This is a genomic window from Anaerofilum hominis, from assembly GCF_014287275.1.
Taxonomy (GTDB): domain Bacteria; phylum Bacillota; class Clostridia; order Oscillospirales; family Ruminococcaceae; genus Pygmaiobacter; species Pygmaiobacter hominis.
The window spans coordinates 456721-480683 of sequence record NZ_JACONZ010000001.1 but is presented as its reverse complement, the minus strand read 5'-3'; the positions used below and the strand labels follow the sequence as shown (position 1 = coordinate 480683).

The 23963-nt window shown below is 59.9% G+C and carries 19 protein-coding genes; 10 read left to right on the top strand and 9 right to left on the bottom strand.

What is annotated here, in order from left to right; all coding sequences use genetic code 11:
* Positions 1-57 precede the first annotated feature (57 nt).
* The 6 genes from rpoC (at position 58) to tuf (ending at position 8946) form a co-directional block, all read left to right on the top strand.
* A complete protein-coding gene (gene rpoC / locus H8S23_RS02135; protein ID WP_186886658.1) occupies positions 58-3600 on the top strand; it encodes a DNA-directed RNA polymerase subunit beta' in 3543 nt (1180 codons plus the stop codon).
* A 304-nt stretch (positions 3601-3904) separates the two neighbouring features.
* Positions 3905-4138 (top strand): hypothetical protein, encoded by a 234-nt coding sequence (locus H8S23_RS02130; protein ID WP_186886657.1) that lies wholly within the window; start codon positions 3905-3907, stop codon positions 4136-4138.
* Between the two features lie 260 nt (positions 4139-4398).
* Positions 4399-4827 (top strand): 30S ribosomal protein S12, encoded by a 429-nt coding sequence (rpsL, locus tag H8S23_RS02125; RefSeq protein ID WP_186886656.1) that lies wholly within the window; start codon positions 4399-4401, stop codon positions 4825-4827.
* 125 nt (positions 4828-4952) lie between these two features.
* Entirely contained in the window at positions 4953-5423 is a 471-nt protein-coding gene (rpsG, locus tag H8S23_RS02120) for a 30S ribosomal protein S7 (protein WP_186886655.1), read from the top strand.
* 97 nt (positions 5424-5520) lie between these two features.
* Positions 5521-7647, top strand: coding sequence for an elongation factor G (fusA, locus tag H8S23_RS02115; protein ID WP_186886654.1), 2127 nt, complete (start codon positions 5521-5523; stop codon positions 7645-7647).
* 96 nt (positions 7648-7743) lie between these two features.
* The gene (gene tuf / locus H8S23_RS02110) at positions 7744-8946 is read left to right on the top strand and encodes an elongation factor Tu (protein WP_186886653.1); all 1203 of its coding nucleotides are present in this window, start codon (positions 7744-7746) and stop codon (positions 8944-8946) included.
* Between the two features lie 233 nt (positions 8947-9179).
* Here tuf and H8S23_RS02105 read toward each other — a convergent pair whose 3' ends face one another.
* From H8S23_RS02105 to H8S23_RS02095, 3 genes are all read right to left on the bottom strand, one after another.
* Positions 9180-10181, bottom strand: a complete 1002-nt coding sequence (locus H8S23_RS02105; RefSeq protein ID WP_186886652.1) for a DUF4179 domain-containing protein — start codon at positions 10179-10181, stop codon at positions 9180-9182.
* Positions 10178-10741: an RNA polymerase sigma factor gene (locus tag H8S23_RS02100; RefSeq protein WP_186886651.1), complete on the bottom strand. Its 564-nt coding sequence runs from the start codon at positions 10739-10741 to the stop codon at positions 10178-10180. The genes H8S23_RS02105 and H8S23_RS02100 overlap by 4 nt, the downstream gene beginning before the upstream one ends.
* Before the next feature lie 702 nt (positions 10742-11443).
* On the bottom strand, positions 11444-12202 hold the full coding sequence (locus H8S23_RS02095; protein ID WP_186886650.1) for a DeoR/GlpR family DNA-binding transcription regulator: 759 nt from the start codon (positions 12200-12202) through the stop codon (positions 11444-11446).
* 849 nt (positions 12203-13051) lie between these two features.
* Here H8S23_RS02095 and H8S23_RS02090 point away from each other — a divergent pair.
* The 4 genes from H8S23_RS02090 to H8S23_RS02075 all read left to right on the top strand — a co-directional run bounded on the left by H8S23_RS02090 (position 13052) and on the right by H8S23_RS02075 (position 16339).
* Positions 13052-14341: an MFS transporter gene (locus H8S23_RS02090; RefSeq protein ID WP_186886649.1), complete on the top strand. Its 1290-nt coding sequence runs from the start codon at positions 13052-13054 to the stop codon at positions 14339-14341.
* 21 nt (positions 14342-14362) lie between these two features.
* Entirely contained in the window at positions 14363-15562 is a 1200-nt protein-coding gene (locus H8S23_RS02085) for a MalY/PatB family protein (protein WP_186886648.1), read from the top strand.
* Positions 15563-15771: 209 nt separating this feature from the next.
* A complete protein-coding gene (locus H8S23_RS02080) occupies positions 15772-16134 on the top strand; it encodes a DUF3796 domain-containing protein (RefSeq protein ID WP_207721057.1) in 363 nt (120 codons plus the stop codon).
* A 4-nt stretch (positions 16135-16138) separates the two neighbouring features.
* Positions 16139-16339, top strand: coding sequence for a helix-turn-helix transcriptional regulator (locus H8S23_RS02075; RefSeq protein ID WP_186886647.1), 201 nt, complete (start codon positions 16139-16141; stop codon positions 16337-16339).
* A 457-nt stretch (positions 16340-16796) separates the two neighbouring features.
* Here H8S23_RS02075 and H8S23_RS02070 read toward each other — a convergent pair whose 3' ends face one another.
* The 6 genes from H8S23_RS02070 to H8S23_RS02045 form a co-directional block, all read right to left on the bottom strand.
* A complete protein-coding gene (locus tag H8S23_RS02070) occupies positions 16797-17804 on the bottom strand; it encodes a hypothetical protein (protein WP_186886646.1) in 1008 nt (335 codons plus the stop codon).
* 112 nt (positions 17805-17916) lie between these two features.
* On the bottom strand, positions 17917-18480 hold the full coding sequence (locus H8S23_RS02065; RefSeq protein ID WP_186886645.1) for an RNA polymerase sigma factor: 564 nt from the start codon (positions 18478-18480) through the stop codon (positions 17917-17919).
* Between the two features lie 481 nt (positions 18481-18961).
* Positions 18962-20050, bottom strand: coding sequence for a putative NPN-dependent ornithine cyclodeaminase (locus tag H8S23_RS02060; RefSeq protein ID WP_186886644.1), 1089 nt, complete (start codon positions 20048-20050; stop codon positions 18962-18964).
* Between the two features lie 170 nt (positions 20051-20220).
* Complete coding sequence (locus tag H8S23_RS02055; protein WP_186886643.1) at positions 20221-22587, bottom strand: M56 family metallopeptidase; 2367 nt, start codon at positions 22585-22587, stop codon at positions 20221-20223.
* The gene (locus H8S23_RS02050; RefSeq protein WP_186886642.1) at positions 22587-22976 is read right to left on the bottom strand and encodes a BlaI/MecI/CopY family transcriptional regulator; all 390 of its coding nucleotides are present in this window, start codon (positions 22974-22976) and stop codon (positions 22587-22589) included. Before H8S23_RS02050 ends, H8S23_RS02055 begins: the two co-directional genes overlap by 1 nt.
* A 284-nt stretch (positions 22977-23260) precedes the next feature.
* A complete protein-coding gene (locus H8S23_RS02045; protein WP_243165804.1) occupies positions 23261-23848 on the bottom strand; it encodes a TetR/AcrR family transcriptional regulator in 588 nt (195 codons plus the stop codon).
* Between the last annotated feature and the right edge of the window lie 115 nt (positions 23849-23963).

Sequence of the window (23963 nt, the reverse complement as noted above, 5' to 3'; positions counted from 1 at the left end):
CCTCGTGTCCCGCCCCGGCCGTCCGGCAATTTGTAGAGTAAAGGAAGGATTCGCTCAATGGAGTTTAACGTCTTTGATTCGATCAAAATCGGTCTTGCCTCCCCCGACCAGATCCGCGCATGGAGCTACGGCGAGGTGAAAAAGCCCGAAACGATCAACTACCGCACCCTCAAGCCGGAGCGCGACGGCCTGTTCTGCGAGCGCATCTTTGGACCGACCAAGGACTGGGAGTGCCACTGCGGCAAGTATAAACGCATCCGCTACAAGGGCAAGATCTGCGACCGCTGCGGCGTCGAGGTCACCCGCTCAAAGGTCCGCCGCGAGCGGATGGGCCACATCGAGCTGGCCGCGCCGGTCAGCCATATCTGGTATTTCAAGGGCATCCCCTCCCGCATCGGCCTGATGCTGGATCTCTCGCCCCGCCTGCTGGAAAAAGTGCTGTACTTTGCCAGCTATATCGTCACCGACCCGGGCTACACCCCGCTGGAGGAGAAGCAGCTGCTCAGCGAAAAAGAGTACCGCGACATGCGGGACCGCTATGAGGATGAGTTCAAGGCGTCCATGGGCGCCGAAGCCGTCAAGGAGCTGCTGAGCCGCATCGATCTGGATAAGCTGTCGGAGGAGCTGCACGCCGATCTGGAGGACGCGTCCGGCCAGAAACGGGTGCGCATCCTCAAGCGCCTTGAGGTCGTGGAGGCGTTCCGCCTCTCCGGCAACCGGCCCGAGTGGATGATCATGGACGTGGTGCCGGTCATCCCGCCCGACATCCGCCCCATGGTGCAGCTGGACGGCGGCCGCTTTGCCACCAGCGACCTGAACGATCTGTACCGCCGGGTCATCAACCGCAACAACCGCCTCAAGCGCCTGCTGGAGCTGGGCGCGCCCGATATCATCGTGCGCAATGAAAAGCGCATGCTGCAGGAGGCGGTGGACGCCCTGATCGACAACGGCCGCCGCGGCCGCCCGGTCACCGGGCCCAATAACCGCTCGCTCAAAAGCCTGTCCGACATGCTCAAAGGCAAGCAGGGCCGCTTCCGTCAGAACCTGCTGGGCAAGCGCGTGGACTACTCCGGCCGTTCGGTCATCGTCGTCGGCCCGGAGCTGAAGATGTATCAGTGCGGTCTGCCCAAAGAGATGGCGCTGGAGCTGTTCAAACCGTTCGTCATGAAAGATCTGGTGGAAAACGGCGTCGCCAACAACATCAAATCCGCCCGCAAAATGGTGGAGCGGGTCCATCCGCAGGTGTGGGATTCCCTCGAGACGGTCATCAAAGGCCATCCCGTGCTGCTGAACCGCGCGCCCACTCTGCACCGTCTGGGCATCCAGGCATTTGAGCCGGTGCTCGTCGAAGGGCGCGCTATCAAGCTGCACCCGCTGGTCTGCACCGCGTTCAACGCCGACTTTGACGGCGACCAGATGGCGGTCCATCTGCCGCTGTCCGCGGAGGCGCAGAAAGAGGCCAAGACCCTGATGCTCGCCTCCCACAATCTGCTCAAGCCCTCCGACGGCAAGCCGGTGGCGGTGCCCACCCAGGACATGGTACTGGGCAGCTATTACCTGACCATGGTCAACGACGGGGACAAGGGCGAGGGCAAAGTGTTCCGCGATGAGGCCGAGGCCATGATGGCCTATCAGGAGGGCGTCATCACCCTGCAGGCCCGCATCAAGGTGCGCCGCGAGGTGGAAATCGACGGCGAAATGCGCACCAAGATCATCGACACCACCATCGGCCGCATCATCTTCAACAACCCCATCCCGCAGGACCTGGGCTATGTGGACCGCAGCGATCCGGAGAACCTCTTCAAGCTGGAGGTCGATTTCCTGGTGACCAAAAAGACACTGGGCCAGATCATCGACCGCTGCATCCACATCCACGGCACCGAGCGCACTTCAGTGATGCTGGACGCCATCAAGGCGCAGGGCTACAAGTACTCCACCAAGGGCGCCATCACGGTCTCGGTCTCCGACGCTGTCATCCCGCCCAAAAAAGCGGAGCTGCTGGCCGCCGCCGAGGAGCGGATCAACAAAATCCACAAGCAGTACAACAAAGGCCTGATCTCCGACGACGAGCGCTACAACAGCATCATCAACATCTGGAACAAGACGACCGACGACGTGTCGGCGGCCGTCACCGAGAACCTGTCCGACCGCAACCCCATCTTCATGATGGCGGATTCCGGCGCCCGCGGCTCGATGAACCAGATCCGTCAGCTGGCGGGCATGCGCGGCCTGATCGCCAACACCGCCGGCAAGACCATTGAGATCCCCATCAAGGCCAACTACCGCGAAGGCCTGAACATTTTGGAGTACTTTATCTCCAGCCGCGGCGCGCGCAAAGGCCTTGCCGACACCGCTCTGCGCACCGCCGACTCGGGCTATCTGACCCGCCGTCTGGTGGACGTCTCGCAGGACGTCATCGTCCGCGAGGAGGACTGCGGCACCACCGAGGGCATCTGGGTGGAGGATATCCGGGTGGGCAACGAGCTGTATGAGCCGCTGGAAGAGCGGCTGCTGGGCCGTTACCCGGTCAACGACATCCTTGATCCCGAGACCGGCGCGCTGCTGGTCTCCAAGGACACCATGATGCACGAGGACGAGGCGAAAAAGGTCGTCGAGGCGGGCATCAAAAAGGTGCATATCCGCAGCGTGCTGGGCTGCCGCGCGCAGCATGGCTGCTGTGCCAAGTGCTATGGCGCCAACCTGGCCAACGGCCGCCCGGTCACCATCGGCGAGGCGGTCGGCATCATCTCGGCACAGTCCATCGGCGAGCCGGGCACACAGCTGACCATGCGTACTTTCCACACCGGCGGCATCGCCAACGCCGAGGATATCACGCAGGGCCTGCCCCGCGTCGAGGAGCTGTTCGAGGCCCGGCGTCCCAAATCTCTGGCCATCATGACCGAGATCGCGGGCACGGTGCATGTGGACGACACCAAGAAGAACCGCCATATCGTGGTCTCCGGCGTGGATGAGAACGGCGCTCCGCTGGAAAAGAGCTATATGATCCCGTTTGGCCAGCGCGTGCGCGTGGCGGAGGGAGACGTGCTGGAACTGGGCGACATGGTCACCGAGGGCAACGCCTATCCGCAGGATATCCTGGCGATCAAGGGCGCGGCCGCCACCCAGGACTATATCATCCAGCAGGTGCAGCAGACCTATCGAATGCAGGGCGTTGATATCAACGATAAACACATCGAGGTCATCGTGCATCAGATGATGCGCAAGGCCCGGGTGGACGACGCCGGTTCCACCAGCCTGATCGGCGGCGCGCTGTCCGACAAGCAGGAGATCGAGATGAAAAACGCCGAGATCCGCCGCCGCATCGCAGATGGGGAGACCGATCTCAGAGAGGCGAAGTACACCACGGTGCTGCTGGGCATCACTAAGGCGTCGCTGGCCACCGACTCGTTCCTGTCCGCGGCGTCTTTCCAGGAGACCACCCGCGTGCTGACCGAGGCCGCCATCAAGGGCAAGGTCGACCCGCTGCTGGGCCTGAAAGAGAACGTCATCATCGGCAAGCTGATCCCCGCGGGCACAGGCCTTGGCGAGGAGGAAGCCGCTGCGTTCGAGGCGGAGGAATCCAGCCCCGAAGTGGACTGAGCTGCCGGAAGAAACGGTTAAAAGCACAAAACGCAAAAAGAAAAAGCCGGCTTGCCGGCTTTTTCTTTTTGCGCGCCCGGCACAGGGCGCGGCGGGGGAGAGAAGATCGACATGCTGCAGCCGCGCACGAAAAGAGATATTTGCGCTTTCCGGCGGGGAAAGCTGTTGTCAGCAAAAGGTAAAATGATATAATAGAGCCAGTAATGAGAAAGCAAAATGCGGTCCGGAAAAGGCTGAAACGTTTTTGGACCGGCGTAGAACGGATGGTCGGAAAAATGGAGAAAACAAAAGCACTTTTGCGAAGATGGAAAGAGAAGTCATCCGCCCTGCATGGATGGACTGGCTGTACGCTTCAAAACCGATTTTGGGCGACCTCTCCTATGACCTCTATTTTGCAGATGAGGAGAAGAGAAACGCACAGATGACACAGGAACAGGAAACCGTGTACCAGGCGCAGGCCATGCTGCAGTATGATCTGATGTTCGGCAAACAGTATGCGGCCCCCTCTCTTTATGAAAAGGCTTTGCCCCCCGCATAAGAACGCGGTTTTTGGCCCATTCTTTTCAGGAAAGACCGGGAAAAGCCCGCAGGGGGAAAAGCTGTAAAAAATCGGCAAAATGCTGAATTTTACGCCGCTTTTCTGTTGACAGCGCAAAAAGAAACGTGTAAAATATAAATGTTGCGCCAAGGGCGTGTTTTGCGTTGCCCAGCGCCTGTTTTACGGTTGTCCGGCGGCTTGCCGCCACAACATAAAGGGGGCTTTGCCCCAAAAAAAATTCTCAGGAAAGGAGGAAAATCATGCCCACCTTTAACCAGCTCGTTCGCAAAGGTCGTGAGGTGATGGTGAAAAAGTCCACCGCTCCCGCGCTGCTCCGCGGCTATAACAGCCAGAAGAAGCAGTACACCGAGCAGAACTCCCCGCAAAAGCGCGGCGTCTGCACCGCGGTGCGCACCATGACCCCCAAAAAGCCGAACTCCGCACTTCGTAAGGTTGCCCGTGTCAAGCTCACAAATGGTATCGAGGTCACTTCTTACATTCCCGGTATCGGCCACAACCTGCAGGAGCACTCTGTCGTGCTCATCCGCGGCGGCCGTGTCAAGGACCTGCCCGGCGTGCGCTACCACATCATCCGCGGTACTCTCGATACCCAGGGTGTTTCCGGCCGCAACCAGGCCCGTTCCAAATACGGCGCGAAGCGTCCCAAGGCCGGTGCCGCGAAGAAGTAGTCAAAGTTGATCTGATAGTCGCCAAAAAGAAGGCGTATTGATATAGATATGCCTCTTTGCGGACACTGTCGGAAGCTGACGCTTTCGAGTACCGATGATATCATTATGTGAAGGAGGGAAGAAAGATGCCCAGAAGAGGTAACATTGCAAAGCGCGACGTGCTGGCTGATCCTGTTTACAATTCCAAGATGGTCACCCGTCTGGTCAACAGCATCATGTACGACGGCAAAAAGGGCGTTGCCCAGAAGATCGTCTACGGCGCGTTTGACATCGTCAAAGAAAAGACCGGCAACGACCCGCTGGAGATGTTCGAGAAAGCACTCGAGAACATCATGCCCGTGCTGGAGACCAAGTCCCGCCGCGTCGGCGGCGCCAACTACCAGGTGCCGATGGAGGTCCGCCCGGAGCGCCGCCAGACCCTTGGCCTGCGCTGGCTGACCGCCTATGCCCGCACCCGGAACGAGCGCACCATGCGCGAGCGTCTGGCAGGCGAGATCATGGACGCCGTCAACGGCACCGGCAACGCGGTCAAGAAGCGTGAGGATACCCACAAGATGGCCGAGGCCAACAAGGCTTTTGCACACTACAGATACTAATCTGCGTCTTTGGGGGGCCGTGTCCGTTTCCCTTGCCGCAAAGCACAAGATATATCTGGGACCCACACGGCGTTCCCAAAAAGTTTAGGAGGTAACTATGCCAAGAGACGTTTCTCTGGAAATGACCAGAAACATCGGCATAATGGCGCACATCGACGCGGGTAAGACCACGACAACAGAGCGTATTCTGTTTTACACCGGCATCAACCATAAGATCGGTGAAACGCACGACGGCACCGCGACGATGGACTGGATGGCGCAGGAGCAGGAGCGCGGCATCACCATCACTTCCGCCGCGACCACCTGCTATTGGAGCCATACCGAGCTCCAGAATGACCCGAAAAAGGCGCTGGCAAACCGGCACCGCATCAACATCATCGACACCCCGGGCCACGTGGACTTTACCGTTGAGGTCGAGCGCTCGCTGCGCGTTCTCGACGGTTCTGTCACCGTCATGTGCGCCAAGGGCGGCGTTGAGCCCCAGTCCGAGACGGTGTGGCATCAGGCGGACAAGTACCATGTGCCCCGCATGATCTACGTCAACAAGATGGACATCATGGGCGCAAACTTCTATCATGTCCTGGACATGGTGAAAGAGCGCCTGAAAGCGAATGCAGTGCCCATCCAGCTGCCGATCGGCAAAGAGGATACTTTTAAAGGTATCATCGACCTGATCGACATGACGGCCGATATCTATTATGACGACCTGGGCAAGGATATCCGCGTGGAGGAGATCCCCGAGGATATGAAAGCCAAGGCACAGGAGTACCACGATGCCCTCATCGAGGCTGTCGCCGAAAACGACGAAGAGCTGATGATGAAGTACCTCGATGGTGAGGAGCTCACCAAAGAGGAGATCAAAAAGGCGCTGCGCAAGGAGACCATTGCCAATACCATCGTGCCGGTCACCTGCGGTACCTCCTATAAGAACAAGGGCGTTCAGAAACTGCTCGACGCCATCGTGGACTATATGCCCGCCCCGACCGATATCGAGGACATCAAGGGCATGAACCCCGACACCGGCGAAGAGGAGAGCCGTCCCTCGGACGACAACGCGCCGTTTGCGGCGCTGGCGTTCAAGATCGCGACCGACCCGTTTGTGGGCAAGCTGTGCTTCTTCCGCATCTATTCGGGCGTGATCAAGGCCGGCACCACCGTTTACAACTCGGTGAAGGACAACAACGAGCGCATGGGCCGCATCCTGCAGATGCACGCCAATCACCGTCAGGATATCGACGTGTGCTATGCGGGCGACATCGCCGCCGCCGTGGGCCTGAAGAACACCACCACCGGCGACACCCTGTGCGATGAGAAGCACCCCATCATCCTTGAGAGCATGGAGTTCCCCGAGCCCGTCATCCGCGTGGCCATCGAGCCCAAGACCAAGGCCGGCCAGGAGAAGATGGGCATCGCGCTGGCGAAGCTGGCCGAGGAGGACCCCACTTTCCGCACTTATACCGACGAGGAGACCGGCCAGACGATCATTGCCGGCATGGGCGAGCTGCATCTGGAGATCATTGTCGACCGCCTGCTGCGCGAGTTCAAGGTCGAGGCAAACGTGGGCAAGCCCCAGGTCGCCTACCGTGAGACGATCCGCCGCAAGGTCGATCAGGAGACCAAATACGCCCGTCAGTCCGGCGGTAAGGGCCAGTATGGTCATGTAAAGATCAACATCGAGCCCAACGAGTCCGGCAAGGGATACGAGTTCGTCAATGCCGTGGTCGGCGGCGCTATCCCCAAAGAGTTCATCGGCCCCATCGACCAGGGCATCCAGGGGGCCATGCAGGCCGGCGTGCTTGCGGGCTACCCCGTTGTCGACGTCAAGGTCACCCTGTACGACGGCTCTTATCATGAGGTCGACTCCTCCGAGATGGCCTTTAAGATCGCCGGTTCCATGGCGTTCAAAGAGGCGATGCGCAAGGCCGACCCCGTCATCCTGGAGCCCATCATGAAAGTTTCGGTCATCGTGCCGGACGAGTATATGGGCGACGTTATCGGCGACCTGAATGCCCGGCGCGGGCAGATCCAGGGCACCGAGAGCCGCAGCGGCGCACAGCAGATCGATGCGTTTGTGCCCCTGTCCAGCATGTTCGGTTATGCCACTGACCTGCGCAGCAAGACCCAGGGCCGCGGGCAGTACACCATGGAGCCCAGCCATTATGTGGAGGTGCCCAAGAGCATCGCCGAGACCATCATGGCGGGCCGCGCGAAGAAAGAGGGCTAAAAGTCCTCTGCGGGCGCGGATACTCTTGATTTTTAAGGCCTTAATTGCTAAAATAGGGCCAAGTGACCATTTTTTGAATTTAAGGAGGATACTACAATGGGTAAGGCAAAATTTGACCGTTCCAAGCCGCATGTTAACATCGGCACCATCGGCCACGTTGACCACGGCAAGACCACGCTGACCGCTGCGATCACCAAGGTCCTGGCCATGAAAGGCGACGCCGACTTCATGGACTACGCCAACATCGACAAGGCTCCTGAAGAGCGCGAGCGCGGCATCACCATCAACACTTCCCACGTCGAGTATCAGACCGATACCCGTCACTATGCCCACGTCGACTGCCCGGGCCACGCCGACTATGTCAAGAACATGATCACCGGCGCTGCGCAGATGGACGGCGCGATCCTGGTCGTTTCCGCTGCCGACGGCCCCATGCCCCAGACCCGCGAGCACATCCTGCTCTCCCGTCAGGTCGGCGTGCCCTATATCGTCGTTTTCATGAACAAGGTCGACCAGGTCGACGACCCCGAGCTGCTTGAGCTGGTCGAGATGGAGATCCGCGACCTGCTGTCCAGCTATGACTTCCCCGGCGACGACACCCCGATCATCCAGGGTTCCGCGCTGAAAGCTCTGGAGTCCACCTCCACCGACATCAACGCCCCCGAGTACAAGTGCGTCCTCGACCTGATGGATGCCGTTGACTCCTATATCCCGACCCCGGACCGTGCGGCTGACCAGCCCTTCCTGATGCCGGTCGAGGACGTCTTCACCATCACCGGCCGCGGCACTGTCGCCACCGGCCGTGTCGAGCGCGGCACCATCAAAGTCGGCGAGGAAGTTGAGATCGTCGGCTTGCAGGATGAGAAGCGCAAGACCACCATCACCGGCCTTGAGATGTTCCGCAAGCTGCTGGACTTTGCCCAGGCTGGCGATAACGTGGGCGCCCTGCTGCGCGGCATTCAGCGCAACGAGATCGAGCGCGGTCAGGTCCTGTCCAAGCCGGGCAGCATCCACCCGCACACCAAGTTCGGCGGCCAGGTCTATATTCTGAAAAAGGATGAGGGCGGCCGTCACACCCCGTTCTTCAACAACTATCGCCCGCAGTTCTACTTCCGCACCACCGACGTTACCGGCGTGATCTCCCTGCCGGAGGGCGTTGAGATGTGCATGCCCGGCGATAACGTCACCATCGACGTTGAGCTGATCACCCCGATCGCCATCGAGCAGGGCCTGCGCTTCGCTATCCGCGAGGGCGGCCGCACCGTTGGCTCCGGCGTTGTTTCCACCATCAACGAGTAATCTTTGATGTGTTAGAGCTCAAAAAAGGGACTTGCCTTTGTGCAAGTCCCTTTTTTATCAGGCTGGGAGGCCGGCGGCCCCTGCACAGGGATCCCGGCTTCAGCAAAAGCACTCCCCCAACGGCCGACGCCGTTGGGGGAGTGCTTTTGTCCTGTCTGCAAGACTTTTCCGGATTTTCTCAAGCCCAGTTTTGCCGGGAGAGGGGACTTTTTGTGGGAGAGCCTGCAGCGGGCTTATTTCAGCTCGAACCGCACGCCGTCCAAGATCACGGCGGTCACCTCGTCCGGGTCAAGGATGCGCCGGTAACTGGCCCGCAGTGTGACGGACGCGTCCTCGCCGCCTGCGCCGCCGGAAAGGCGGTCCTCTTCGGTCAGCAGCGTGCCGTCGGCCAATTCTACGCACATTTCCGGGAACACGTAATCGGGAGCGTCTTTGGCAAAGAGCAGCGGCAGGGGGTTGCGCCAGAGATCTACCGACACGGAGACCGGGGTCACGGTGACCTTACTCAGGTGCAGCGTCCCATTCGCCTGATCCAAAGAGCCGCCGGGCCGGAACGTCCTCTTGACACCGGAAAGCTGTACCGCCGTCTCAAACTCCCAGCTGCCGCCTGCCGCGAGGACCTCGCCCTCGTCACGGTAGCGGTACAGGTCCTCCAGCGTGATGGACAGCTTTCGGCCGGACATCTTTTCAGAACTGTCAAAAGCCAGCAAAAAACTGGTGCGGTTGTCGGAGAGATCATCGTCGGGGAGCTGCTCACAGCTCCATCCCATGCGCACGCTGTCCTCCATCCTCACAGTGACGCGGGCAAATCCCAGGTCCTGTGCCAGCGCTTCGCCGTTGGGCCCCTGGAGTTCGATCAGAAAATAGGCGAGATTGTCATCGCCTGCAGCCTCGACCAGCGTTGCGGTGTACCCGCCGTTTTCGCTGCTCTGGCCCAGCTGCACAGCGGCGACCGTGGAGGGGTCGCCGCCGCTCCACAGCGCCAGCAGACGGCCGTCCATCAAAAATGCGGCGCTGGCGCCAAAGACAAAAAGCAGCAGCACGGCGGCCGCACAGACGCCGGCCAGCCGCCGGGGGAAAAACAGTTTTCTTTTGCGGCCCGCCTCCCGGCCGGGAAGCCCGGCCTTTTGCAGAGTGCGTTCCAGCAGCGCGTCCTGCTCGGCGGCAGGGAGCGGCGGCTCATCCAGCGCTTCATCCTGTGGAACATACGTTGCGATCAGATCTTTCCACTTCATGGGACAAGACCTCCTTTCAAGAGCAGATCTTTCAGCTTGGGTTTGGTGCGGAACAGCAGATTTTCGACCCGCTTTTGGGAAAGGCCCAGCGTCCGGGCGATCTCCGGCACGGTCTGACAGGCGTAGTAGCGGTGCAGAAAAACCGTGCGCGCGGGCTCGTCCAGTGCATCCACGGCCTGCTGCACTGCGGCTGCGCTCAGCCGTGCGGTCACCTGGTCCTCCAGAGCATCATCGTCCGGCAGGTCCTGTTCCAGCGGCAGGCTGCAGGACCTGACGGCGGCCCTGCGGCGGTCAGCCGCAAGGTGGCGGCAGAGGCCGTAAAACCAGCCTTTCAGCGGCCCGCGCTCCGGCTGCCAGCGGCCGATATCGCGCCAGAGGGCGGCAAAGCAGTCTGCGACGCACTCTTCTATCTCCTCTTCGGGCAGGCCACGCAGCTGTCCGCGGCACAGGGTGCGCGCAGCTCCGCCCCAAAGGCGGATCGCCTCCGCCAGTCCCTGCTGAGGATCGCTTTTGATCAGAGCAGCCAGCCTGGAGTCTTCGGTAGCCGGATCCTTTTTCATGACATTCGCACCCCCTTTCACTTTTCTATTCGTTTGAAAGAACAGATCTCACTCAGGTTTTGTTCAAAAAATTTTTTATTATCGGTTAAAGCAAATGAAAAACCAGGGAGCGGCACAGAGCGCGGCCCTCTCCCGCAGCGACCGGCAGTCCACAGCAGGCGCTGCGGCGTTTGGGCCCGGGGCGAAGCGCGTTTCCCAAAGGGCAAATCGGCCGGGGGCCCGGGAGGCGCAGGACAAATAAAGACACGGCGCCCGCTGTCTTTCACCACAAACGGGGAAAGAGGAGAAAGACCGTCTGCAAACAGTAGAAACTTCCCCCGTGCATCACTCAGGAATAAGGCATTACGCCGTCGATGTCAAAACGCGGAGATCTCCATGACAATGCTGTGGCGGAGAATTTTTTCTCCGCTCTAAAAGGCTAAAAGCAGAATGCATCTCAAGGCGGAAACTTCGCTCCTTTGAGCATGCCGGACGACTCATTGACGACTCCATTTACTTTTGCGATTTTGAGCGTTTTCAATTAAAATACCGTCTGACTCCATTTCAAAAACGCAGCCAGACGGTCTGATCCTTTGATATTCTACGTGCGGCTTTTCTTTTTTCTGTCTCTTTTCTCTACACCACACCGATTCAGCAGGGAGACGCTTGCAGGGCGGCGTCGGTGCGCGCACAAAAATGCCGGCAACGACGCCGCGCGAAAAGCTAGACCAGCACGATCTCGACATGGTGCCGGGCGATCTTTTCCAGCACAGGCGCATTTTCTTCATTTTCCACCGTGATGAGAACGTCCAGCGCATCGAAATCGCAGAAAGTGTAAAGCCCGCGGGAGTGATATTTGGAGGAGTCCAGCAGCGCTATCCTGGTGGTGGCGCAGCCCACAAGGGCCTCTTTGACCGAACACATGAGGGGATAGGACACCGTGAGCCCGCTGCTGTTGGAAACGCCGGTGGAGCCCAGAAAAACAAGGTCGGCATGGATCTTGTGAAAGAAATCCGTCACATCGACGCCCCCCACACACTGTTCCCCCGCAAGCACAAACCCACCGGGGATCGCCACCCGGTACTGTTCACAGGTGGCGATGGCGATATCCAGCGAGGAAGTGACGATATCCAGCCCCTGAATGGTGGGGTCGTCTTTCAGGCACTTGACCAGCGCGGCGACGCTGGAGCCGGAATCCAGCGCCAGAGAGGTGTTGGAGGTGACATAGCGGACGGCTTTTTTTGCGATCCTCATTTTTTCTTCCTGAAAGAGATCGCTGGAATTGAACCTGGTCAGCAGGTCCCGGGTGGGCAGCAGCGCATAGCCGCGCCGCCGCCGCACCAGGCCTTTTTCTTCCATTAAGAGCAGATCGCGCCGGATCGTCGTTTTGGTGACCTGCATCAGGTCGGCCAGATCCTGTACGGAGACCTGTTCGTGGATCTGCAGCAGCTTGTAGATCTGTTCCACCCTGTTGTTGTTCATGGCAGCCTCCCGGCAAAGGGGATGCGAAAGCACATCCTGAATTATTTCTATCGTAGTCAGGTTTGTTCTTTTTGTCAACAGAAAAGAACAACACACACAAAACGATAAAGGCAAAGAACATAAAAAACAACAGCGAGCCGATGTGTTCCGCCGCCATGGATGCCTTGAAAGGCGCCGTTTTTGAGAGGAGAAGAAAAAGAGAGGGACCGGGGCGCTGCGGCAGAGGCTTTTCAGCGGGGAGCGCGCCGGCCGGAAACGCGCGCAGGAAGCCCGCGGGGCGGGGAACGACGGCAGTGGCGGGCGGCGGGCGATAGGGCCTGGTCGGAATAGCAAAATAGCGCCGTGGTCCTTTGTGCAATTTTGAAGAAAACGAACAGATGAAACGAACAAATAGTGCAGTTTTCGTATTTTAAAGTAAAAAAGATTGAAAAAAGAGGAAAGCGTAATATGATAAAAAGTAGGACTTCAATGTCAAAACAGGCAAAATTTTGTGGAGGATGCCGCCTGCAAAGGCGCGGGACGCTTTTGCGCGGTGCCGTCTGGATGGCCCTGACGGGAAGCGGTGCTTTTTGCACGCTTTGCAGCAGAGGAGGTTTCCGGCGAGGGCTTGTCCGGCGGGGCGGGCCGCAGGAAAAAAGCTGAGGGCGCGCATTTTTTGAAGCGCCGCCCGGCCGCTGCAAAACCGTGCGGGCGCGGTGCTTCCTGTAAAGCGCTTTTCCAGCGCGGGGCTTCGGCCTTAGGGCGGCCTTGCCTTTTCAAAACCGCCGCGTTTTAGCCGGGCGGAAAAGGCGGGCCGTTCTTTTTATGTCCTGGAACATTGAAAAAATATGAGCCGTAAGGGTGGAAATGATGAAGAAAATCAAAACGGGCGGGCTGCACTATGCATGGTGGATCGTGATCGCCTGTATCTGCATGAAGATCGGCTCCAGCGCCGCGGTGGCGGCGGCCATGAGCAATTTTATCACCCCCATCGTGCGGGACCTGGGGTGTGAGGTGAGCGCGCTGACCACCTTTGTGAGCATTGAGGCGGTGGCGATGGCGCTGATGTATACCACTGCATCCAAGATCTTGACGACCAGAAAGATCGGCCGGGTGATGGGGATCGCCTCCATTGTGGAACTCGGCGGTCTGGCGCTGATGTCGACCTATCGCTCGGTCCCCATGTTTTATTTTTCCGGCCTGCTGATCGGCGTGGCGCAGGCTTTTACCGGGTTTGTGGCTATCCCCATCCTGCTCAATATGTGGTTCCGCAAAAAGGCCGGCACGGTGCTGGGCGTGGTGGTGGCGGTCAGCGGCGCGGCGGGTATTCTTTATAATCTGCTGTCGGCGCAGCTGATCACGGCGTTCGGCTGGAGAACCGCCTATCTGGTGCTTGCCGCCATCGGCGCGGTGATCACGCTGCCCGCGGTGTTCCTTATCATCAAAAGCCCGGCAGAGGTGGGATGCCTGCCCTATGGCGCAGAAGAGGCGGGCAGCGACGAGCCGGAGAAACGCGCGGATTGGGCGGCTTCCGAATGGGGCCTCACGCGCAGGCAGGCATTCAGCTCTCTGTTTCTGTATGTCGCCTGGCTGGCATGCATCATGTACAGCTACGGCAGCGGCGTGTCGGGCTATACGGCCACCTACGCCACGATGGAGCTGGGCCAGTCGATCAATTTCGGCGCTTATGCGGGCATCGCCCTGAGCATCGGCACGATCGTCAGCAGCCTGATCCTCGGCTGGATCAACGACCGCCTGGGGGTGCGCGCAGGCCTGGTGTGGGGGGCCGTGACCACCACGCTGGGCTATGTGCTGATGCTGGTGAGCAAGGCGAACCCGCTGCTGGTGCTGCCCGCGGCCTTTACGGTGGGGCTGGGGTCCAGCATGTACACGGTGCAGTGCCCGCTGCTTGCCCGCAGCATCGTGGGCGTGAAGCATTATTCGGAGATCTGGTCGCTGATGATGATGGCGAACAGCCTGATCGGCGGAGGGCTTTACTCTTCCATCGGATTGTTTTATGATAAACTAGGCAGCTATACCGGGGCTTTTATCATGGCGATCGCGCTTTATGTGGGGGCGCTGGTCGTGGGCGCGCTGGCGATCTCGCTTGCCGGCAGGCATAAAAAAGCCGAAGAAGAGCTGCTGAAGCAAAAGCTATAATAAAAAATGGAGGCGGGAACAATGACTTATGATTTTACCACAGTGATGGACCGGCGGGGCAAGGACGCGACCGCGATCGACAATATCCCCTACGACCGTTCCATCGTGAAAGAAGAGTTTTCCCTTATACCGATGTGGGTGGCGGATATGAACTTCGCGACGGCTCCCTCCATCATCCGGGCAATGCAGGAGCGCATCGACCATCCGCTGTTTGGGTATTTCCCCACCTCGGACGCCTACTATGACGCTGTGATCCGCTGGCAGGAAACGCGCAACGGGGCCGTGGGGCTGACGCGGGACTGCATTGGGTATGAAAACGGTGTGCTGGGTTGCATGATCAGCGCTGTCAACGCCTTTTGCAGCCAGGGGGACGCGGTCCTTCTGCACAGCCCCACTTATATCGGTTTTACCAGCAGCCTGGCCCGCAACGGCTATCAGATGGTCCACAGCCCCCTGGTGCAGGACGCGGACGGCGTTTGGCGCATGGATTATGAGGATATGGACCGCAAGCTCAAGGAGTTCCATATCCACGTCGCGATCTTCTGCTCCCCGCACAACCCCTGCGGACGCGTGTGGGAGCGCTGGGAGATCGAAAAGGCGATGGAGGTCTATGCGGCAAACCACTGCGTCGTCATCTCGGACGAGATCTGGTCCGACATCGTGCTCAACGGCAATCGTCATATCCCCACCCAGTCCGTCTCGGAAGATGCCAAAAAGCGGACGATCGCCATCTATGCGCCCTCCAAGACCTTTAACCTGGCCGGTCTGGTGGGGTCGTACCACATCGTTTATGACGAGTATCTCAGAGACCGGCTGAACGCGTCCGCCAGCAAACCGGGCTACAACCACATGAACGTGCTCTCGATGCACGCCTTGATTGGCGGCTACGGCGAGGAGGGCGCAGCGTGGGTGGACGAGCTGTGCGGCGTGCTCAGCGCCAATGTCAACTATGCGTATGAATACATCTGTGAAAAGTTTGACGGAGTGAGCCTGTTCAAGCCGCAGGGGACCTATATGCTCTATCTGAACTGTGAGGAGTGGTGCAAGGCCCATGGCAAGAGCCTGGACGAGCTGCTGCAAGCAGGGGCGTCTGTGGGCGTGATCTGGCAGGACGGCAGGCCGTTCCACCACCCGTATGGGATCCGCCTCAACCTGGCGCTGCCCGAGAGCCTTTTGCGGGAAGCGCTGGAAAGACTGGACAAATACGTTTTCAACGCGTGATCGGAGCCCCAAAAACAGAGGGGATCAAACAGATAAAAAAACAGGCGGCTGCCCCGCGGGTTGGGGCGGCCGCCTGCGCTTTTGCGCGCATGGGACGGATCTCTCAGCAGGGAAAGACTTGACGGTTTTACCTTTAAGTGATATATTTATCACTGAAAGAGATAAATATATCACTTAAACCGTGCTGTAAGGCGGGTGAGGAGGAAAAAATGAAAAAGAAAACGGCGCGCTTTCGTCCCTGGATGGGGGCCCTGGGGCTGTTGGGATTTTTGGGATTCCTGCCCAAACACGGGGGCGGGCACAACTATCTGTTTTTTGTGTTCTTTGCCTTTTTTTCCTGGTTTTTCTGGGGGCTGCTCTGTATGGAAAAGGTGGACGAGCGGCTGGTGGAAAATCAGAACCGGGCGATGCGGCTCATCGGCGCTCTGTTTGCGATGCTCAGTTTTTTGCTGATCTTTTTGCTGGATCGGGGCGTCGCGCCGGATACGGTGCTGCTGACCGGGTCGCTGGGGTATGCGGGCTGCTTTGTTGCCGCCCCGGCTCTCACCTGGTATCTGGACCGCAGGGGGTAAGAGGATGGGGAGCTTTACCAGCTATCTCAAAAAATATCGGCTGCTGGCGGGCCTGACGCAGGAAGATCTGGCCGAACAGGTGGATGTGCGGCGGGAGACGATCGTGCGGTTGGAAGCGGGACGCTACAACCCCTCGCTGAAGCTTGCCATCGACATCGCGCGCGCGGTACAGGCGCCGATAGAGGACATCTTCGTATTTGAATGAGCGGGCGCGGAGAAAAGCCCACGGCGTCCTGTGCCGCTTGGGGCGCAGGCAAGGCCATATAGTCGGGAACAGCCCGAGGGGCGGGGGAGGACTGTTTGATCGGCCCACTGTGCAAACGGATGAAAGAGAAAAAGACGAAAAGGTGCCTCGACAAAAGCCGAAGCACCTTTTTTCAGTCTATGGAAAAGCGCGTTACCCGGCCGCACGCCGGCGCGGGCGGCAGTGAAAGAAAGAGCTCTCGAAGTTTGCCGCGGACGAGCTTGCAGCACCGACCGGCAGGAAAAAGGGGGGCGGAGCACTTAGGGCAAAGCGGAAGAGAAAAGTTCTCAAAACTTGCCGCAGGCGAACTTGCAGTACTGGCCCGCAGGCAAAGGGGGATGCGCGGCGCTTACAGAGGATGCAGGGCAGAAACGCCAGCGGGGAGAAAGCGGGAACAGGATCCCTCTGCAGCGGGCTGTCAATCCAAAAGATAGGTTTCCAGGGTGAGGGTACCGTCGCCGTTCAAGGTGCAGATCGTGGCCTGGACCGTAACGATGCCGTCCGCGCCGCCTGCGCCAAAGCTGTATACCCAGCGGTCGCCGGGCTGATAGCCTGCGGCCTGCTCTGCCAGGACCGTGGGCGTTGTGGCCCCGTTTTCCAGATAATCCCCATTTTCATTCCTCCGCAGCGTGAGGGCGGAGCCGCTCACAGGCCTGCCGGCGGCCACCAGCTCGTCGGCGCTCTTGTCCTCATATTCGGCGATCGCTTTCCAGGCGGCCCGCTCTTCTTCGCTTTCCGGCAGATCCGGCTGCGGCTCCTGCCACATGCCGTCCAGATAAGCCTGGGCTTTCTGCGGGTCGGCCAGACCGGCGTCCACCGGCAGATCAAACAGGAGATTCAGCTTTTCATAAGCGGGGTTTGGGGTGATCGCCCCGGTGTCCTGATCCCACAGATACGCGTCCGTGTCGTAAAACGTTCCCTGCTGTACGCAGAGATAAAGGCCGCGGTCGGCAAAGATCTCCACATTGTCGCATTCGGTCATGCGGTACAGCACGCCGTCGATCACTTTTTCCACATAAGAGCCGTTCATGGTGGCGATATTGTATTTTGCGGGGTCCAGGCCTTTGACCAGCGGGGAGACGAAAAAGCTTTCTTCCGCAAAGGCGTCCTCGGGCAGGGCCGTGCCGTCGGCGCGTTCGATGCCGACTACGGAATAGGTCTTGCTGCGGTCGGTCCCGGCGCCGGCGGCGTCCTCCAGCGCCGCGCCGGAAGCGACGCCGAGAAAAGTGACCCGATACCCGCCGGCGGTACGCGCCTCGTTGACGGACAGCGCGTCCTGGCCCTCAAATGCGCGGGCCACCGCGCTGCCGGAAAGCTCCGCCGCGGCCTCGCCGGCGGTGAGCAGATAGTTGGCGGCCAGCACGGTGCCGGCGGCCAGACAGATCGCCACGGCGGCGATCAGCAGGGCGGAAATTCTTTTTTTCATGTGGATACCTCCTGATGCTGCGCAAGGGACGGGCACAGAGCGGAGGGCGTGGGCAAAGATCGCGTCTTTGTCGAGAAAGTTTTCGTCTATCGCCCGCTTGAACAGTTCCCTTTCAGTCATTTTCTGTTCCGTCCTTTCCGTAAAGTTTTCTCAGTTCAGCAACTGTGCGGTAAAGCCTGCTCTTGACCGTCGATTCGTTCATCCCCAGCTCCAGCGCGATTTGATGCGTGGTCAGGTCCAGATAATAGTACAGATAAAAGATCTTTTGGGTGAGGGGCGGTTTGCGCCGCACACAGTCCAGGATGGCCGCCAGCTGGGCCCGGTCCTCCGACTGCTCTTCCACCGAGCGCTCGTCCAGATCGATCTGCAGGTTTTCATACTCCTCTTCGTCTTGCGGCGTGCCGCAGAACAGGGGGACCAGACAGCGCAGGCGCTCTTTCCAGGAGTAGTATCGGTGCAGACGGGTCTTGGCAATGTGCAGCACCAGGGCCTGTGGGTTTTTAAAATAGGCGCGCCCCTTGCGCAGCAGCACACGGTAGACCTCGGCATAGGTCTCCTGCAGGATATCGGGGATCTGGGCCGGGTCGCCGCAGCGGCGGGTGACAAAGAGAACGGCAGAGGCATAGGTGTCTTCGTACAGCTGCTCAAAAAAGGTGATGGATGCGTGGTCGACCATTTATTTCACCGCCTTCACTTCTATCGTGCGGCCGGGCCGCAAAAAAGTTGCAGTCATTTTGCGGCGGCGCAGAACTTTCTGCGCCGGGAGATGCGAAAACTGACGCGGGTCAGGACCGAAAAAAGGCCAGAGGGCGGAGGGGATATGGAATGAGAGCCTCCTCCCGGTTCGGCGGGGAGGCTGAAAAAAGAGCGGACAGTGCCGGAAACCGGCAGCGCGGGCGGCAGAGAAAACGCTGTGCAGACAAAAAGCTGATAAAAAACGCACCTGAAAGAGGGGGCGCTGGCCCCTTTTCAGGTGCGTTGGTCTGTGTCGGTATTGTTTTTTATTGCTTTGCAATAAAAAACAAATTATTTCTATTCGCCTCGGCCTGAGAACAGGCAACAGGGCTATTTGGGGGCCGTTTCGCTGGGGCACCCTCTTTTGCTTGCCCCGGCGGAGGAACAATAAAAAAGCACAAAAAGCACTTTCGCGCGCCGGATCACACGGCGCCCAGGGCACCGGCCAGTTTGCCCACAAAGTCCTGCACATTGGTCACGATGGTACGCACCGACAGGCTGCCGCGGTCCCGCAGCTTGTTCACCGAGAACTCGGAGACGTCGATGGAATAGAAATAGAGCGGGCGCACCGTGCCGCCGACCAGCCGATAGCTGGGGGTCATGTTGCCCGTGGCAATGGTGTGCAGGGTGGTGGCCATGCAGATGACGGTGGTGGCGCTGCGCACCAGCGCGCGCATCGCATTCTGCCCCTCATAGACATTGCCGCAGACCTCGGGCAGCGGCCCGTCGTCCCGCACAGAACCCACCAGCACAAAGGGCACGCTGTTCTGCACACATTCATACATGATGCCGTCGGTGACATGCCCGGCCCGGACAAAGGCGGGGATGGAACCACACTCCCGCACCTTGTTGATGGTGTCCAAATGGTTGTAATGGCCGTTTTCGCGGGGCTGCTGGGTGTAGATGTCGCTGCCCAGCGCGGTGCCCAGATAGCTGGCCTCCATGTCGTGGGTGGCAAGGGCGTTGCCTGCCATCAGGCCGTTTACATAGCCGGCCCGCACCAGCGCGGCAAAGGCTTTGCGCGCGCCCGCGTCAAAGGCGCAGGCTGGGCCCATCACCCAGAGGATATTGCCGTGCTGCCTTTCATGGCGCAGCAGCTCCACCAGCTCGTTGTAGTCGCGGGTGTACCCGGTCTCCCGCGAGCGTCCCTGGCGAAAGGCGAAAGCGTCCCGGGCGTCGCCCTCCTCCTCAAAACCGCCGGTCCAGAGATAAATGCCCTCGCTGCCGTCTTCGCTGCGGCCGGTGACCACCAGGTCGCCCTGTTTCAGGTTGCGGAACTCCACGATGCGGACCTCCCCGTCCTGAAAGACCGCGGTGCAGTCCATCCGGCTCTCTTCGGCCAGCAGCCAGCGGCCGCCAAGTTTGAAGTATTCCGGGTACATACTGGTGGAATGGTAGTTTGCCGGCGCGATGCCGTCCCGCGGGGCGGGGGCCAGCGCCGCGTCCGGCGCATTTTCCAGCCGTGGCTGGGTGAAGTCGGGCTCGTGATAAAAAGGCAGGGTGAACGCCATGCCGCATCCCTCCGTTGCTGTGTTTTGCCGTGTCGGCCAGGGCAGCACGGCACCATCCTCCGCAAACGCCCCGATACGGGCAGGCTCTCCCGTTTTCCGGCGTGTGAGGCAGTCAGGACAGCGCAGTGCTGACCTAAAAAGTTTAACACAAAACCGGCGCGATGTCGAATTTACTTGCCCGGCGCATTTGCCAGGTAACGCAGCTGGGGCTCGCCGGCCCAGAAAGAGGCCTTGTCGGCAAGGACCAGATGGGAAGAGAAGCCACTTTCTTCGGGTACGGAGTAACAGAGCGCATCTGCAGTTGCGGCGAAAATGGTTTGGTGCCAGAAAGGCTCCATATGGCTCTGTTCAGGCGGAAGAAAAACGAACTCACTGACTTTACCGGTCTCAAGGTCTACAGCCCAGCGCTTGATATTTAGGGAGAGGCTGGAACTATCATCGAATGAGACAGAAAACAGCAGCTTTTGATCGATGACCTGAGTAGGCAAATAGCATCGTTGAGAGGCTCTATCCGGCAGGGGCGGCAGCTGGTCGGTGATCAGCGTTTCCTCCCCGGTGAGGAGGTCAAATTTTTTGAGGGTGCCCAGAGCGGAATTGGTGAGGTAAAGGGTGCTGCCGTCCCGAAAATAGCCGCTGTCCTGTCCGTAGTAGTCGCAGTAGACCTGGCGCCGCATGCCCCCCTCCAGCGGTACGGCCTCAAGGCGAAGTTCGCCCCGCTGCCAGTCGATACCGCCCAAAAGCAGATGGCCGGAATAGACTCCAAGGCATGGTTCAAACACGTCCTGCAGCGGTTCCGTCTCCCCGGTGGAAAGAGAGACCCTCAACAGTGTAAAAAGCGCATGGCCAGGCTGAGCAAAAGAGGGACTGGCGCACAGATAGAGAAAAGAGCCGTCTGAAAACGTATAGGGGAAGTAGAGATGCGTCGCAGCGTATCCGGTTTCCGGCTCAGCCTCCACCGGCCGCAGGGTGACAAGCGGGCGCCGATCTGAGCCGTCCAGCGCCATCGTCTCCACGCAGAGCGTATAAGGAGGAAACTCACAGTCAGACAAAAGAGAGGGATCCTGCGGCCACTGAGAACTGTACGCCAGCACCAGCCGGTCTGCAACGACCCCCATCAGAAGCATATCTGTGGCGGGGAAAAGGGCGGGGCAGCCCGCATGCAGATGGTCGCAGTCCGGGTCCGGGCAAAGCGGGCCCGTCGTGCCGCTGGAAAAATCAGAGTAGATCAGCTGGTTGAGCGGGGCATTTGTCTGGTCCCGCAGCGGGATGGTTTGGAAAAGTCCCTGTTCGGTGGAAGCGTAGTAAGAAAAAGACGGTTCGGCATCCGTGGGTGCAGAGAGGGGCAGATCGGAGAGAGAGGATGCCGAGGAGGACAGCGGAGCAGTCTCTTCCTCCACCCCGCAGCCCACCATGCCGCCCAGCAGACCGGTCAGCAGCGCTGCACACAGGAAAAGCGCGCCGCCGCGCCGCTTGCCCTGCTGAGAAAAAAGCGCCTCCAGACGGCGTTTCATCGACCTGCCGCCTGCGGAAAAATGGGTGGTCAAAGCCGGGACGCGCGCGTTCATGCCGGCCACAGCCAGCAGAGCGCCGCCATAGGCTGCGCGGGTGAGGGGGCTGCTGCGGCGCAGTACCGCCTCGTCGCAGGCGTACTCGATATCCTGCTCCGCTTCGCGGCAGAGCAGCCAGACCGCCGGATGATACCAGTGCAGCGCCCGGACCGCCAGCAGCAGCCCTTTCCAAAACAGATCGCGGTGCAGCGCGTGGGTCAGCTCGTGGCGCAGCATCAGCGGCAGGCCGGGGTCCTCCGCCAGTTGGGGCGGCACCAGCAGTACCGGGCGCAGAAGCCCGGTCAGCATCGGGGTGTGGATGCGGTCGTTGCCGAAAGCGGGCGGCGGGCGGCGCAGCCGCACGACCTGGGCCGCGCGGTCCACCGCCTGTTCCAGCTTGGGGGAGAGCGGCAGATCCCAGCGGCGCAGCTGCCGCCGCCACAGGGCGTAGCGCAGCAGCTGATCCAGCAAAAACAGCAACATACCGCAGCACCACACCAGGGCCGCGATCCCCAGCGGCGAGAGCGGCGCGGGGACGGGGGAGGCAGGCTTTTGCGGCAGCAGCGCCGGCAGGGCGCCGCTGTTTTCCGCCTGCGGGGAGCCTGGAGGGGGCACAGCGCCCGGCTGCCCGCCAGCTGCGGCATCGGCATTTTCCGGGTGGGCCTCGCCGGCAGGGAGAGCGTGGCCTACCTCCGAAGGTGGCTGTCCCAGGTCCAAAGCGGCTTCGTCGCCGGGGTGCCGCAGAGGGGCCACCGTCTCGGCGACAGCTGCGGGCAGCTCGATCTGCACAGGGGCTTCTTTGCCGGGGAACAGAAACGCCGGGAAAAGTGAGAACGGCAGCAGCAGCCGCACGGCCAGCAGCAGCCAGACCGCGCGGCGCAGGCCCGCGGTATATTTTTTGCGCATCAGGGGGGTCAGCAGGGCAAAAAACAGGACAAGCGCGCCGGTGGACAGGCCGGTGCGGGCAAAAGCCAGGAACAGCTGCGTCATCACCCATCACCCCGCTTTGCTCTGTCCAGATATTCCTGCAGCTCGCGGATATCTTCGCCGCTCAGCGCGCCGCCGCCGTACAGCGCTGCGATAAAATTTTTTGGATCGCCGCCGTAAAGGGTCCCCAGCAGCGTTTTGCTCTCGGCCGCAAGGTACTCTTCCTGTGTGACAAGAGGGCGGTAAAGATAGCCGCGTCCCTGCTTTTCATGGGAGACGAAGCCCCGGTTTTCCAGGCGGATCAGCAGCGCCACGACCGTGCTCACCGTCCAGTTTTTCTGTCCGGCCAGCCCCGCGTCGATCTCAGGGCGGGTAAGCGGTTTCCCGGCCCTCCAAAACACCTGCATGACCGCCAGTTCAGAGTCCGGCAGATGGGCGATGGGTGATCTCACAGAACATCCCTCCTTTTATCTATGACAAATGTAATTGCTTTTTGTGTTTATATTACAATTGTCATAAGTAAAAGTCAAGACCTCTGTCCCTATCTTTTTGCGTATGCCGCGGCCGACCTCTTTTCCGGGAGGCCGGGGAGCGGAAAACAGGAGCTTCGCCCCGCTGCTTTCCCCGAGATCCTGGTGCCTTTCCCGGAAAGCCGGAGTGCAAAAAAACGCCTGTCCCCAAGGGCGCATCCGTTTTTTGCGGAGGAAAAGCGCGCCGTCAGGACTGCGCGGGTCCCTCAGCGCTCCTCCTGCAGAAAGGAAAGGCCGCGCATCATGATGTTTTCCGCCATCTCGGCCAGTTCGCCTGCGGGCAGCAGCATGCCGTCGTCCAGCCAGCGCCGCAGCAGCCCGATGCAGCCCGCGCTGACAAAGGCGTAGTAATATTCCACCTGCCGCGGTGAGGCGCCCTTGAAATACTGCAGATAATTTTCCACACAGCACTCCCGCCCGCGCTGCAGCAGCTTGAGCGCGAAAGCTTTGTCCCCGTAATCGCTGAGGGTGACGGTGCACAGGTCGGAGTTGTCCTTGAGACACTGAAAGACCTCGGTGGTGACGGCCACCGGCTCGGGACCTGCCGTGCCCGGCTGATACAGGGTCTCCAGCGCCTTTTCGAAGTCGGCGAACATCTCGTCCTCGATCTGCTGCAGCAGGTCGTGCAGGTCGGTGTAGTGGGCGTAAAAGGTGCTGCGGTTGATCCCCGCCAGCTCGCAGAGCTCTTTCACCGAAATGCTCTGGATCGGTTTTTGCGCAAGCAGGGACATCAGCGCGCGGCGGATGAGCATCCGGGTCACGCGGGTGCGGTGGTCATTTGTTAATTTTTTCAAAACAGGCCTCGCTTTCCCACAAAGTCTGTGGTTTGTGTCGGTTTGCCGGGCATCAGGCGGCAGAGTGTTCGTTGTATCAGTATGCCTGTTTATATTATAATACAGAGGGGTAAGT